General features: G+C 41.7%; 12 protein-coding genes. 4 read left to right on the forward strand and 8 right to left on the reverse strand.

Annotated elements, in window-relative coordinates; all coding sequences use genetic code 11:
- Window positions 1-3: 3 nt before the first annotated feature.
- From uvrY to AC19MX_RS19995, 5 genes are all read right to left on the reverse strand, one after another.
- Complete coding sequence (uvrY, locus tag AC19MX_RS19975; protein WP_160053391.1) at window positions 4-648, reverse strand: UvrY/SirA/GacA family response regulator transcription factor; 645 nt, start codon at window positions 646-648, stop codon at window positions 4-6.
- A gap of 258 nt (window positions 649-906) precedes the next feature.
- Complete coding sequence (locus AC19MX_RS19980) at window positions 907-1326, reverse strand: secondary thiamine-phosphate synthase enzyme YjbQ (RefSeq protein WP_498299653.1); 420 nt, start codon at window positions 1324-1326, stop codon at window positions 907-909.
- A 507-nt stretch (window positions 1327-1833) separates the two neighbouring features.
- The gene (locus AC19MX_RS19985; protein ID WP_498299654.1) at window positions 1834-2505 is read right to left on the reverse strand and encodes an SCO family protein; all 672 of its coding nucleotides are present in this window, start codon (window positions 2503-2505) and stop codon (window positions 1834-1836) included.
- Window positions 2480-2926: a toxin-antitoxin system YwqK family antitoxin gene (locus tag AC19MX_RS19990; RefSeq protein WP_498299655.1), complete on the reverse strand. Its 447-nt coding sequence runs from the start codon at window positions 2924-2926 to the stop codon at window positions 2480-2482. The genes AC19MX_RS19985 and AC19MX_RS19990 overlap by 26 nt, the downstream gene beginning before the upstream one ends.
- A gap of 124 nt (window positions 2927-3050) precedes the next feature.
- Entirely contained in the window at window positions 3051-3884 is an 834-nt protein-coding gene (locus tag AC19MX_RS19995; protein ID WP_498299656.1) for a YHYH protein, read from the reverse strand.
- A 423-nt stretch (window positions 3885-4307) separates the two neighbouring features.
- On the opposite strand from AC19MX_RS19995, the gene AC19MX_RS20000 reads away from it, so the two are divergent.
- Window positions 4308-5774: a DASS family sodium-coupled anion symporter gene (locus tag AC19MX_RS20000; protein ID WP_498299657.1), complete on the forward strand. Its 1467-nt coding sequence runs from the start codon at window positions 4308-4310 to the stop codon at window positions 5772-5774.
- A 103-nt stretch (window positions 5775-5877) separates the two neighbouring features.
- Here AC19MX_RS20000 and AC19MX_RS20005 read toward each other — a convergent pair whose 3' ends face one another.
- Entirely contained in the window at window positions 5878-7506 is a 1629-nt protein-coding gene (locus AC19MX_RS20005; protein ID WP_498299658.1) for a methyl-accepting chemotaxis protein, read from the reverse strand.
- 480 nt (window positions 7507-7986) lie between these two features.
- On the opposite strand from AC19MX_RS20005, the gene AC19MX_RS20010 reads away from it, so the two are divergent.
- Both AC19MX_RS20010 and yidZ read left to right on the forward strand, forming a co-directional pair.
- The gene (locus AC19MX_RS20010) at window positions 7987-9207 is read left to right on the forward strand and encodes an MFS transporter (protein ID WP_498299659.1); all 1221 of its coding nucleotides are present in this window, start codon (window positions 7987-7989) and stop codon (window positions 9205-9207) included.
- Complete coding sequence (gene yidZ, locus AC19MX_RS20015) at window positions 9182-10150, forward strand: HTH-type transcriptional regulator YidZ (RefSeq protein WP_498299660.1); 969 nt, start codon at window positions 9182-9184, stop codon at window positions 10148-10150. The genes AC19MX_RS20010 and yidZ overlap by 26 nt, the downstream gene beginning before the upstream one ends.
- Before the next feature lie 586 nt (window positions 10151-10736).
- Here the strand turns inward: yidZ and AC19MX_RS20020 are convergent.
- Window positions 10737-11831 (reverse strand): DUF2855 family protein, encoded by a 1095-nt coding sequence (locus AC19MX_RS20020; protein ID WP_498299661.1) that lies wholly within the window; start codon window positions 11829-11831, stop codon window positions 10737-10739.
- Complete coding sequence (locus AC19MX_RS20025; RefSeq protein WP_498299662.1) at window positions 11824-13251, reverse strand: NAD(P)/FAD-dependent oxidoreductase; 1428 nt, start codon at window positions 13249-13251, stop codon at window positions 11824-11826. Before AC19MX_RS20025 ends, AC19MX_RS20020 begins: the two co-directional genes overlap by 8 nt.
- Window positions 13252-13435: 184 nt before the next feature.
- Between AC19MX_RS20025 and AC19MX_RS20030 the strand changes: the two genes are divergently transcribed.
- Entirely contained in the window at window positions 13436-14059 is a 624-nt protein-coding gene (locus tag AC19MX_RS20030; RefSeq protein WP_432405450.1) for a TetR/AcrR family transcriptional regulator, read from the forward strand.
- Window positions 14060-14594: the final 535 nt, after the last annotated feature.

Raw genomic sequence — 14594 nt, forward strand, 5'->3', positions numbered from 1 at the left:
CAACTAAAATGAACCTGTGTCGAGCATTTTGTAACGAATCGCTAAACGGGTCAACTCAACATCACCACCAATGCCTAATTTAGCAAATAAGCGATAACGATAACTGTTAACGGTTTTAGGACTTAAGTTAAGCTTTTCAGAAATATCATTGACCTTTTCACCATTGGTGATCATCAACATAATCTGTAGTTCACGTTCTGAAAGGCTGCTAAATGGATTTTCATCAGAGTGGTTAAACTGGCTGAGAGCCATTTGCTGGGCAATTTCTGGCGACAAATAACGCTGGCCACGAGCAACTTGAGTAATGGCTTTAAGCACCTCTGGTGAGGTAGAACCTTTGGTTAAGTAACCCGAGGCACCTGCTTGCATCACCTTAGTAGGAAACGGATCTTCCGTTTGTACCGTTAATACAATAATCCGAGCCTCAGGCTGATAACGCAAAATTTTACGAGTCGCTTCTAAGCCGCCCATACCAGGCATGTTCATGTCCATCAAAATAACATCAGCTTCATTCTGTCGAGACCACTGAACTGCTGTTTCGCCGTCGGGAGCTTCGCCAACCACTTTAATACCGCGTTCGTCTTCTAGAATACGACGTATCCCCGTTCTCACGAGTTCATGATCGTCAACCAAATATACAGATATCACGTTAACCCACCTATTTTTATGCGTTATTCTTTTAAAAGCTTTAGGGCCGTTTTATATAACAAACACTCAGATGCGGTTAATGGCAAAATAGTCCCATAAACCCACAAATAATAATTGTCTTATTAAGACGCCTGAATTTAGCATCTTTACATTAACTTACACAAGCAAAGTCATAACTGAACATGAGGAATGCATACAAAACAGGCAATTATGTTATCTCATTTGCCCGTTATCTGTGTAATGATTCAATTGGATATACTATTCGCCTTGAACTGTAACAATTATTGTTCTTGAGGACGCATTATCGCGATGCTCACACAAATATAATCCCTGCCAAGTACCTAAGTTCAAGCGTCCATGAGTAATCGGTATGGTTTGGCTGACACCAATTAAGGTTGATTTTATGTGCGCTGGCATGTCATCCGCGCCTTCAAATGTGTGCTTAAAGTAAGGCGCCCCTTCTGGTGCAAGTACATTGAAATGGCGTTCCATATCACCGCGTACTGTCGGGTCTGCATTTTCGTTAATGGTTAAAGAGGCTGAAGTGTGCTGAATAAATACATGCAATAAGCCGACCTCAATTTCACGCAGTTGGGGCATGAGCTTCAGCACCTCATCGGTAATAAGGTGAAAACCGCGTTTTTTAGGTGTTAGCGTAATGCTTCTTTGTATCCACATAGAGAAAACCTTAAATAACCACAAAACCTTAGATCACGATGACAATAAAATATCAATATTTGCTCTGCGTAAATACTCTCACGCAACCACAAACAGAGCTCCACACTATAAAAATAAATAGCATAATCAGCCTAGAGCATACACTCAAGTTAAGCCTATCGATAGAATATATCGTGTAAATAACAACAATGTAGTTTTGATTACACAGAAAACATCTGCGATAGCATAAAATACTATGATTACTGGTGAGAATGCTTAATTCAATAAATGCATATTGGCTATGTGACCAGTGCGATAAATGACTAAATGTGTTTAATAAATAATGTGGCAGATCAGATAATCACGAAAAGGGTTTGATTTCGACATGGCCCAGTGATGAGTACTGGTTAAAAAGAGGTGGACGGAGTTAAATCGAGTGCTCATGACAACGTTTAGGTCGGCCATCAAGTTACTTAAGCCGTTTTGGTACTCATTCTGACAGACCCAAACGGCTTAATAAGATAACGATTACTCGCTCATTAAACGTTTTATATCGGTAATTAAGTCAGCAACAGAGGTATTATTTAAACCATTATAAATGCCTCTAATATGTCTATTTTTATCCACCAGCACTAAATTTTCAGTGTGTAAAAAATCTTCCTTACTGACATACTCGCCTAAGTCTTCATTGGCAAAATAGGCCTTTTTGGCAAGTGAGTAAATCTGTTCACGATCGCCGGTAACTAACAGCCATTTAGCGGCATCAATATGATTTTTTTGAGCATATTGTTGCAACACTTCAACCGTATCATTACCTGGTTGAATAGAATGAGACACAATCATAATTTCGTCATCATCCATAAACTCACTTTGCACTTTAGACAACTGCGATTTCATTCGAGGACAAATACCTGGGCAGCGGGTAAAGAAAAAGCTCGCCACATAGATTTTATCTTTTACCGTATCTTGCGTGACGATTTCACCCTGCTGATCCATAAAGCTAAATGCAGGTACCTGATGAAAATCAGCCAGCTCAGGGCTGTCAGACTTAAACCAATGCGGAGTAAACTCGGCACTGCCATAATAAGGTAACTCGGCCAACACGGGTTCGCCACTGGGCTGAGCCATCAACGGCATCGCCACAAACTGAACAGCTAACATCGCCATTAACGCATTAATCAGATTTAACCACTTCTTCATCTTCTAATCCTACACACATATTTGAACGTTTAAGGCCAAACACTCGCCCGTTAATATATTCATAATTGCTAAAAAGTTTGCCGTTTCGACGCCAGGCTTGTTGCAGCCCAACCTCAATCCCATCCACATAGTTCATCTTTTTAAACAGCTCGCCAGTGGCATACCATTGCAACGACGTGCCATTAACCTTACCTTGCCGATAAACCGACTCAGAACGCATATTGCCATTGCTCCACCAGCTTTGGGTTATCCCCTCTAGCACACCCGCGACATAATGAGAGTCGAATGCTAACGTGCCGTTTTCAAACCATTGCCGCAAAAAACCGTCTCGTAGACCTTGTTCAAAATGAGCTAACTTTGCTATCTGCCCATTGGGATAAAAAGTCACGGCATCACCTGTAAAAGGTTTTTTTTGGTACATCCTTAGTCCAGTTGTATGCGAAATGCTGATGCGCTGACTTGCTATTGGCTCAGTTGTTACCGTAAAAAAATGGCCATAACTCAAACCCGCTAACAGGATTGAACCCAAAATAACCAGTAAAGGCTTAACGGATAGCACTGGCTGAACCTTGATAATTACCTGGGAATAAAATGTAATACGAGCCTAAATACAGCTCATTTTGAATGTGATAATGATATTCAGCATCTTGAGCAAATTGGGTAATCGACGTATGCCCGCCCGACTCATCTAAGTCTGTTGGGTAAGTCCCTGTGGAGTTACATTTACGACCATATAAAAAGAAACCATCGGCAATAACACCAATTAAATTCGAATCATCGTCTGAAAATGAAATGGGTTCCAAGTGATAATGATAACTTTGCGGCCCAGTGTGCGCGCCGTTAAAGTCGAGGCTGCCAGCGGCGTCATCAAGTGGAATACCAGGGCCTTCTTCATCGTTATAAATAACTGCGCCACTCACTGCAATACCAATTGCACCAAGCCCCGTTGCTGAGGTTGTGCTGGCTTTAGATGGTGTGTTATTGACGGTTAACGTATAAGTGCCCACAAAGTCATCGATATAGCCTGGAGCCATTTTGGCGTAAGAAGTCACGGTGGGTTCTACATGTAACTCATTGCTAGCTGACCAATACGGGGAGGTATGGTTGGGTAATCCGTTGGTTTCAATCACCACCTTAGTGCCGCTGAGTACCACGTTAACGTTATCTTGATCAAATTCGTAATACGCAGTATGTAAAATGCCACTGCCTACATCTTCTGTTCCTGAATCTGTGTCTGTGTCTGTGTCTGTGTCTGTCACAGTATCAGCTGTACTCTCGCTAGCGGTGTCGGTGTCTTCAGAACCACCACATCCAGGTAAATTCAATAATAAGGCGCAGGAAATCGCAATGCTTAGTAATCGTAAATGTGGGCTTTTCATGTGATATCTCATAGTGTAAACATAAGACAAAGCTTAACAATGAAATGTGCAGAAAATATGCAGAAATAATGAATAATCAGCACGTTTGTATCTATTCATGTTAACGCTGTTAATTCAGTTAATTAAGTTAATTAAGTTCGCCCCATTAACATCATACTCAGATGCGTCAGATCATATTGAGCCCAATTATTCAGCTGGCATCACTGGCATAAAAACGCTTATTTTCCTGTTCCGCACTTAAGCCATCACGATTATTTTTCAACTAATTATGATGTTTAACCACAATGAGAATTCGTTCACAAAATTAGTTACCACAAAGACTTAGTATCAAATTATGGCATTAATTTAATCAACAGAGTTGCTCACCCCAAATCATAGATATCTTCATGTTCACGGTGTATTTCCCACCCTAAGGATGCGGCAATGAAAAGTACTGATATTCGTGTTATTCCAGGCTTCATTTCAATTGCGATAATTTTGATTCTTTGGTTTATCGTCGAGCCACCGCAAGGTGTATCTGCCAATGCATGGCATTTGCTTGCGCTATTTGTTGGTACTGTTGTCGCCATTATTGGTAAAGCAATGCCGATTGGTGCAATCGCGGTATTAGCCATTACTTTAGTCGCGTTGACTGGCGTAACCAATGACAAACCTTCAGACGCAATTAAAGATGCATTAAGTGGTTTCTCTAACTCATTAATTTGGTTAATCGGTATTGCGATTATTATCTCGCGCGGATTAGCTAAAACCGGTCTTGGAAACCGAATCGGTTATTACTTTATTTCTCTATTTGGCCGAAAAACCATTGGTATTGGCTATGCATTAGCACTATCAGAACTCGTCATCGCCCCCGTCACACCCAGTAATACTGCGCGAGGCGGCGGAATTATTCACCCGATAATGAAATCAATAGCCACCAGTTTTGGCTCGTCACCAGAAGACGGTACATCCAGAAAAATTGGACATTACCTTGCCTTAGTGAATTACCACACTAACCCCATTACTTCGGCGATGTTTATTACCGCCACAGCCCCTAACCCATTAATAGTAAAATTAATTGCCGATGCGACAGGCGCAGATATTAGTATTACGTGGGGCACCTGGGCACTGGCAGCATTACTACCTGGTTTACTGTGTATTGCGCTAATGCCGTTAATTATTTATGCGGTATACCCTCCGGAAATTAAACGAACCCCAGACGCCCGCGTATATGCTAAAGATAAATTAGCCGACATGGGGCCGATGACTTTTGCTGAAAAAATCATGGTCAGTGTGTTTGGTTTATTATTGGTATTGTGGGCAGGTGTTCCCGCCATGATATTTGGCGCAGCCTTTGCTGTTGACACTACCGCAGTAGCATTTTTAGGGTTATCGATTTTATTACTCAGTGGCGTACTGAGCTGGGAGGATGTACTTAAAGAAAAAGCCGCCTGGGATACCGTTGTGTGGTTTTCTGCTTTAGTCATGATGGCGACATTTCTCAATAAATTGGGATTAGTGACTTGGTTTTCTGGCGTGGTTGAAAGCAATATCGCTCAACTTGGCGTGGACTGGATGATTTCAGTGATTATATTGGTGGTGGTTTACTTTTATGCACACTATTTCTTTGCTAGCACAACCGCACACATTACCGCCATGTTTGCCGCATTCTTTGCTGCGGGCATCGCATTAGGTGCCCCACCTCTATACCTTGGTTTACTGCTTGCGGGTGCATCGTCATTAATGATGTCATTAACCCATTATGCAACCGGCACCTCACCCATTATTTTTGGCTCGGGTTACGTATCAATGGAACATTGGTGGATAATGGGCTTTATTATGAGCGTAGTGAACTTAACCATTTGGGGTGTGGTTGGCGGGCTTTGGTGGAAAGTACTTGGCTTTTGGTAAAATAGCCTGAAATAAAATAGCGCTAGGCGAGTCGTGATCTTAACGCTGGCAAATTGCATCGGTAATTTGCCAGCGTTATTGTTTATTCTATTATCTATTCCAATTACTCTGTTTTAAATTGCTTAACGTTTGACTCTAAACTCTGCGCTAACGCTTCCAGTTGATGACTTGCAGCGGTAATTTTACTCGCCTCTTGTTGTGCCAACAATGCAGAGCTGGTGATTTGAATAAAATTTTGATTAATCTCTGCGGCAACCACAGATTGCTGCTCTGCGGCGGTGGCAATTTGGGTATTCATATCACTGATTTTAGACACCGACAGATTGATGGCCGTTAAAGACTCACCGGCACGTTTAGCTTGCCCAACACTGCTATTAGCTTGCTCCTGCCCCTCATTCATCACGGTAACAGCCTTGGCTGAGCTGGTGCTCATGCTTTCAATCACCGCTTGGATTTGTTGAGTTGACTCCTGGGTACGCTGGGCAAGGTTACGCACTTCATCTGCAACCACGGCAAAGCCACGGCCTTGTTCGCCCGCTCGCGCGGCCTCAATAGCGGCATTTAAGGCCAATAAGTTAGTTTGCTCTGCAATGCCTTGAATAACATCTAATACGGTACCGATTTCTTTGCTGTCTTTCGACAATAAATGAATAATATCGGCTGCTTCACTGACTTTAGCTGCAAGTGCATCAATGTCGTTTTGTGTTTGAGTCACCTCAAGATGACCTGCGTTAAACTCGTTGGTTGCTGTTTGCGACAGCAAAGCGGCGTCATTGGTATGGTTAGCCACTTCATTAACCGTACTCGACATTTGGTTAATGGCAGCGGCGCCATTATCTGTTGCGAGCTTTTGGTTGTTAATAAGGTGTTCGTTTTGTTGTGCTGTTTGATACAGTGCTTTAGATGCTGCAAGCAATTTGTTAGCGGTAAGCATCGAGTTTTGCGTAATTTCAGTCAAATTCACAGTTAAATCCTGCACTGCACTTAATATGCTGTGAGGAGAATCAACCGATAATTTTACAGTAAGATCGCCTCGAGCAATTTGTTGGATTACATCAGCTGCATATTCTGGCTCACCGCCAATAATATTTCTTAAGCGTTTAACTGAAGTCAACGCAACGCCACTGCCAATCAATAATGCCATGGCCGTCACGATTAACATCACCGACTGAAAACTAGTGGTTTGCTCACGCGCAGCAGACACTTCTAACTGAATTTGGGTTTCTTGATAATCAATTAGATTATTAATTCTTTTAAGCCATTCACTGTACAAAGGTGAAACGGTGGTTAATAAATGCTGCTCTGCTTCAGTTTGACGAGCACTGTTGATCATCTCAAGCAAGGTTGCGGTTGCATTTAATGTGGTTACCTCAATATTTTGAATAGCTTGAAATAGCCTGACTTCTTCGTTGCTATGTTGCAAATTTGCATACATGTTATCCAAGGTTTTTGCCGCTGTTTGATAAAATTCATTAAGGCGAATGATGTCATTTTGATGTTGTTGAGAACGCGCCGGATTATTAACTAATACTGCATCACGAATCGAAATAGCACGGTCATGCACACTGCCTCTAAAATTAATGGCTTGACGCTGCTCCACTGCTGTTTGCTCCGACAATTGCGTTAAATTGTTGTCTGCAACACTGATTTTAAACAAACCAAATAAGGTAATACCAACCATGATGACCAGTAAACTTGCAAAGCCAAAATAGAGGCGGCTTATTATTCTCATTATTAAAAACCTTATATTTGATTAGTTTATTAATTACTTTTGCACGATCAGCAAAAAATATGTCACTAAAGCGTAAATAAAAATGGTTGTGCGGGTGATTGATTACCGCAAAAAGTATGATTAATCCTTTGCTAACATCACAATAAATACGCCATCTCATGGAACGGCTCGGTAATGTAACAGATGTTCAAAAAAGACTAAAATGTTAACAGGTAAAGACCGACGTAATCGCCAAATAATTTCAACAGCGTCAAACTCCCGATACAACAGGGGTGTAAACCGACACTCTATACGTGTGTAACACTCTCTTGGCTCACGATAGTAAAGCAAAAATAATGGTTATCGTTTAAGTAAGGGTTAACGCACCCATGTCGTAAATAGAAATACCTGTTGTCAAAATGGCAACTCGTGCATCACATGCTTTCACTTTATCCTTAGTTAATTAACCTGAGTTCGGGTTAACTAATAAGTGTGGATATAATGACCCGATTTATACTCTGTAGCTTTGCGCTCGTTCTGCTCTATCCAACGGCAATCGATCTCTATTTAGTCGGCTTGCCTCAAATAGCCAAAGACTTAGGCGCGAGTGAATCACAACTGCATATTGCCTTTTCAGTGTATTTAGCTGGCATGGCGACGTCCATGGTGTTTGCAGGTAAATTAGCTGACAAAATTGGCAGAAAACCTATCGCCATTGCTGGGGCGATTATTTTTACCCTCGCCTCAGCCATGGGAAGTATAGTCGATAACAGCCAAACCTTTTTGATAGTCCGTTTTATTCAAGGCATTGGCGCTGGGTGTTGTTACGTGGTCGCCTTTGCTATTTTACGCGATACATTAGACGACGAGCTGCGGGCAAAGGTGTTATCCATGGTTAATGGCATTACCTGTATTATGCCGGTCATTGCCCCCGTGATAGGCCACTTGATTATGCTTCGCTATCCCTGGTCAAGCTTGTTTATCACCATGGCGGGGATGGGAGTATTGGTGTGTTTGTTATCTGTGTTTGTGTTACAAGAAACTCACAATAAAACGCTAATGCCATCGGCTGAACACTCACACAGTTCGGAGCCGACAACAGATGCACAAATAGCCGCGACAGAATCCTTTTATGAACGATTTTTCTTAAGCAGATTACTCATCAGTGCCATTGCCGTGACCGCAATTCTGACTTTTGTAAATACATCTCCGATGTTAATCATGAATACCATGGGCTTTAGCCGCGGCGAATACTCAACCACCATGGCCTTAACTGCACTGGTGAGTATGTTAACCTCGTTTGCAATGCCATTTGCGTTGTCTTTTTTCCACCAGCGCAGCTTAATGATTGTCTCTCAAGGACTATTTGTCACTGCTGCAATAATACTTGGGGTAACGCAATTAGCGCCGAGCTATCAATTGCTAAGCTTGTTCGGTTTTAGTCTTATTTGTGCCAGTTTTTCTATTGGCTTTGGTGTGGTGATGAGCCAAGCATTAAGCCCTTACCGCTTTAGGGCCGGCGTGGCCAGTTCAATACTGGGGGTGGTTCAGGTTTGCAGTTCAGCATTATTTATTTGGTTGCTGGGTTTGTTAGGAGTAAGTGCATTGAATATGCTGATATTAATCTTGCTTATTGGTGGTGTTATTAGCATGGTTTTAATACTATTAATCCCTTCACCACTGCAGAGTGACACCCATGAAGAAATCGTTAGCACGCCTTGATCTCAACCTGCTTATTACTTTGCAGTTACTGTTGCAAGAATTGAGCGTGTCTAAAGCAGCCAAAAAGCTCAATGTGACGCCCTCAACGGTGAGCAAATCACTGAGCAAATTAAGAGAGTGGTTTGACGACCCGCTGTTTGTTAAAACGCCCCATGGATTTAGCCCAACCTCGCTGGCCATTAGCATGGAGCAAGAGTTAGCCGATTGGCTGCAGTTAAGCAGTCAACTATTAGCAAAACGTGGTGATGAAATCCCCAATGGTATTCGCTTTAACCTTGCGATGGAATCACCGCTCTTACTGACCATGTTTAATCAGCTAAGCCAACAGATTTACCACAAATACCCTGATGCTAAAGTCAAAGTGCATAACTGGGATTACGACTCCATTGAAGCCATTATTCGGGGCGAAGTTGATATTGGCTTTACTGGACGCGAAAGTCACCCCAGATCAAAAGAGTCAATTGAACTGCTGCCCTACTTTATTAATTATGAAGTGTTATTTACCGATCTTCCGGTGGTTTATCTGCATAAAGATCACCCTGCATTACAAGAAGAGTGGAATATTTCGACCTTTGTAAAGTACCCGCAAATCAATATCACCTGGGAAAAATGTGACACCTGGGCATTAGATGAAGTGTTAATTGAAATGGGCCTAAAACGCAATATTGAACTCACCATGGCCACCTTTGAGCAATCGTTATTTATGACCGCTCAACCCGGCCACGAAATGATCACAACAGCGCCGCAATATTGCCAACATTACTGCCAAAAAGTGCACCCCGACTTAGTGTGTTTACCCATCCCTGTCGACAGCGCATTACAAGCAAAACTGATGATACCCTTCACCCTCATTTGGCATAAACGCAATAATCAAAATCCAAAAATAAAATGGTTAAGAAATGCGATAAAAGCCCTATATAGCAATCTCAATAATCGCCAATAAACACAAGCCATATAGGGTCAGTAATGTATTAAGTAAATATTGAGATACCACTGTGGGCTAGGGGTATGAGTGCGAGAAGCTAATCGTGATACCCATAAAAAAATGTATCAATTAAGTATACCCAATCAAAAAAACCAAATAACACCGTTAACCAATACCATTACACCTCAAACAACCTCAATAACGGCCAATCAAAGTCATTAACACTGCGATTATGCATTGATTTGTTATTTCAAATTATATCGATTGCCAAACAGGATCTACCCTCACAAAAAAGCCTTAGCTATCACATACCAACAAGCGTGATAGTAAGGCGTATTTTTAAGCTAACGCGAGTGTATATTGGCCATAATGTTTTAGCCTTAGCATCTTTACCTGCAATTAAAGCAAGGTAGGTAAAGCGTTCTTTGTGAACGATATTGAGTCGCAATAATAAATAACTCTACTATTTTATCTCGATATCTAGGGCGTATTTATCTTTGTTTATAAACACGCCCTAATACTCTAGAGTAACTAGTGGAGTGACCCATTAGGTTTCCACTAGGTAAGTGTTCACAACTAAGGCTTCACAACTAAGGCTTCACAACTAAGGCTTCACAATGATGCCTTTTTCTGGAGCTAAAACCCCGTTACAAACATCAGCGTAAACCCCTATCATTTGTTCAATGCCATCTATCGTGGTGAACGCTAACCAACTGGCACTACGCTGCATACTTTTTGCCATAAAAATCATGGATTGGCGCTCAAACTCTTTTGCGCCCCATTGAGTAATGCGCTTTTGAATATGCCCTGGCGCAAAAAAAATTTCGCTGTCGGTATGGGTAAATGGCGAGGTGAACGAAGCCGCATCCCAATGCGTTAGCCCAACTTGCAAGCAATAAGTTAAATTTTTGCCCATATGCTGCTCTATTGCTTTTAATTGTTCAGCATTTCCCGCCATATCAACAATAACGGTTTTTAGTGTGGGGTTAAGCTCGGAGATATCGCCATAATTAAGCACTTGTTTGTATACACCAAGCTTGTTAACAAATTCGCTATTACGTGCGCTTGTCATGCCAATTAAGTTGGGCGCAGGCTCACTGTCATCAATACCATAAGCAAGGCCGATACTGGTTTTGCTCGACGCACTAATAATAATGACCTGCTCAGCGTCAAACCAGTGCTGACTTTGTAAGTAATCCCATAAACAAAATGAAGTAATATAAAGTGGAAACAATAACATGCGTTGCTTGTCATGATTTTCGTTATAACCAGGCTCAGCTAATACCCTGCGATAGACATTATAACCGGGCGGCAGTGCAGCACGATGAGCACTGCCATCAAAAAAGCGCTGTGATGACACTTGGGTTGCCGTCATTTTAACCAGTGATGTCGGCGGAAAATAACCAAATAGTTTTTCCCCCACTGCAATATCATTACTGCGTGATGACATCACCGTCGCAAACCCCCACACCGGAATAATCCCCCAAGTATTATCAGCATTATCTGATGCGGGGAAAAACTGCCAATAGCCAAGTTTTTCACCTAATACTGCATAGGTAATATTATTTGCGGTGAGTGCAAAACTGTCGACTCGCACAATAACTTCATTGTCAGATAAGGCTGTTTCAGTCGTTAGGTCATTATTTTCTACTAACCTTGTTTTTGTAAAATCGTGTTTATTCACTTGAAACTCATGCATGAGCGGCCTCCTTTTTAGGCATATTTAAGGTGGCAATTAGCCGCATTAAGTTCTCCATCGCCTTAGGCGCATTCGAGCGTAAACGCAGTAATATTGCTTGTTTTTCAATATCCTCTTTTGGGGCATCAACCACTAATTGGCTAAAGCCATCCAGTCGGCTGCAATACAACCATTTTTGTAACGCCTTGTCTTGCGACCAAATATACTGGTTTCGCATAAATGCGGCATTTACCGTTAACCAATCGGTTGCTTTGTTCGGTAATGGTACGATTTGGCTTAAAGCATTTTTTTGCTGATCGTTCTGATATGTCGCTTCAATATGGGCAATGAGTGATGCACTAAAAACGGGTTGAATAATACGTATGGTCTGCAGGGTTATTTTGTCATCGCTAAACACGGGTAACGGTGCAAGCTCACCTAAGGCACTGGCCGAGCAATCAATAAATAAGGTGTTTTCTGGCGTGTGATAACTGCCCTGCTCAAGTGTTATCACGGTGTTGTCTAAGTGGGTAACGCGCCCTTTACGCAGCACCTGCTTAATGCGTCGTAATTGGCTAAGCTCTTGCTGAGAAATCGTCGCGCCGTGGTACATTTCAGGCTTAACGGATTTATCTAGACGCACTAACACGCCTTTATCTTCAAGTTTATTAAACAGGTCATCAACAGATTCTGCATTGGCCAATGCTTCCATTTGATCAGCTTGTGCGCCAATAGTGTCACTGAAAAATTCAGCCGTAGGCTGAGTGTTTCGACGATCCATCAGCCAGGCATCACGCGGCATTATCCAACAAATATCATCCGGATTAACCTGATTTTCAAGCAACCATAAACAGGCATCTATTCCCGTTTTTCCGCCGCCTATCACCACGTATTGTTCAGGCGGGTTGGTTATTGTTGGTAATTGATTTAACGCAATAAAGTTAACGCCATCTGCAATTGAGAAATTAGGCGTATGTGTTGAAGGTACCGAGGTTTTTAAATAAGTCGCATCAACTAACCGTTTGTTAACTTTAACATTAAAGATTTGGCCACTGGTCATAGAAACAAAACTGTTATCGCCAGTATATTTGCACATGGGATAATACTTTACCCGACCAGAGCCAAGAAAGTGCAGCCTCATAACCTCATCAAAGTAGGCGCTAACTTCGGCGCCAGTGGCAAGTTCATTCAAACCTGCATTAAAACCTATTTTATCTATTCGTCCTTTGCTGAGTTCTTTAGAGCCAACGCCATAAAATTTAGACGGTTGATGCAAGGTGACAAACGGATAAGCGTTATTCCAATGTCCTCCCGGCTTTGCGTGTAAATCAACCATAATAATATTGGCATCTGTTTCAGCAAGCAGAGTGTCGACAAACGCCATCCCCATTGCCCCACTGCCAATCACTAAGTAATCAGTTTCTAATACTTGAACGTCCATTTTGTCCCCGCCAATTGTTAAGCCATACCATTTTATGTATTTAGTTTTATTTTTTCGCTTCACGTAACGCTCAATATAACAGCGTTATAAATAAAATATAACAGTGTTATATTTTGTCAAGAAATAATATTAATCTCGCTAAATTAACGTTATGATGACTCAACATTGTGTGGTTGATTTGTGCATGAAAAATACTAAAGAAAAAATATTACTCGCGGCATCAAAACTGTTTTTAAAAGGCGGAATTTCGGCGTTAAGCGTCAGAGCAATTGCCCGAGAGTCGAACTTGTCAACGATTGGGATTTATAGTCATTTCAACGGTAAGCAAGGTATTTTAGATGCCCTTTACATCGAGGGGTTTACTCGCTTTCAACATGCGGTTGATGTACCTATCAACAGTGAAAACCCGAAAGAAAGCATTATGCTAGCTACCCAAGGCTATATCAAAACAGCGGTAAAATATCGCGGGCACTACCTACTTATTTTTGGCGAAAGCGTCGCTGATTACTGCCCTTCTGATGAAGCCAAGCAGTCTAGCGTACAAGCATTTTTGCAAACCACTAAGATCATCGAAACGATATTACCCAAAGCCGCAAGCTTTGAGCAAAAACGCAATACGACCCTACAGGTATGGTCAATTGTGCATGGATATATGGGGCTAATGCACCACGCTATCGCTGAAGAAATCGATAACGCTCATTGGGAAGGACTAATACTCGATACCGTGAGCTTGCACATTGACGCCCTACTAAAGCTCAATCAGTCCGCTCAAGTCCTCACTAATAGCAACCCAAATGCAATAAATTGAAGCGATTACACTTGTTTGTAATGAAATAAGCACCCGTGGGTCCAAAATCCTATCTTTCGCCCAATAAAAAGGCTCATCATTTCTGATGAGCCTTTTTATTGAAAAAACGATGCCACCCATTTCTTGAACAAATAACATAACTCGTTTTCATGGCTTTGGCGAGGGTTACGATCGATGTGATCAACTCATCAATTTTTATCGATATGACTAAAATATTATCGTTAAATGAGTGATTTATGGTCATCTAAGAAATTCAGCACAGCAGAATATCTTGATATCAATCAAGTACAAGGAAGATGGTGGTTTTTCAAGCCCTTTAATTAAGACACACAAAATTAATCTGCGATGCCTAATGATACTTTTTCGTATTGGTCTTAATTCTTGAGGAGGGATAGTTTGCTTGTAATAAGTATGCGTCCGGCGAACTACGCCTTGTCTAGCCTAACCTGCCAGGGTAAGAGATTGTTGAGGTCACAATCAGGGTAGGATAATTGCTCTAAGCAGTGTTCGATGTAATCGAACGGGATAAGTCCAT

The sequence above is a fragment of the Shewanella sp. MF05956 genome, assembly GCF_059758055.1.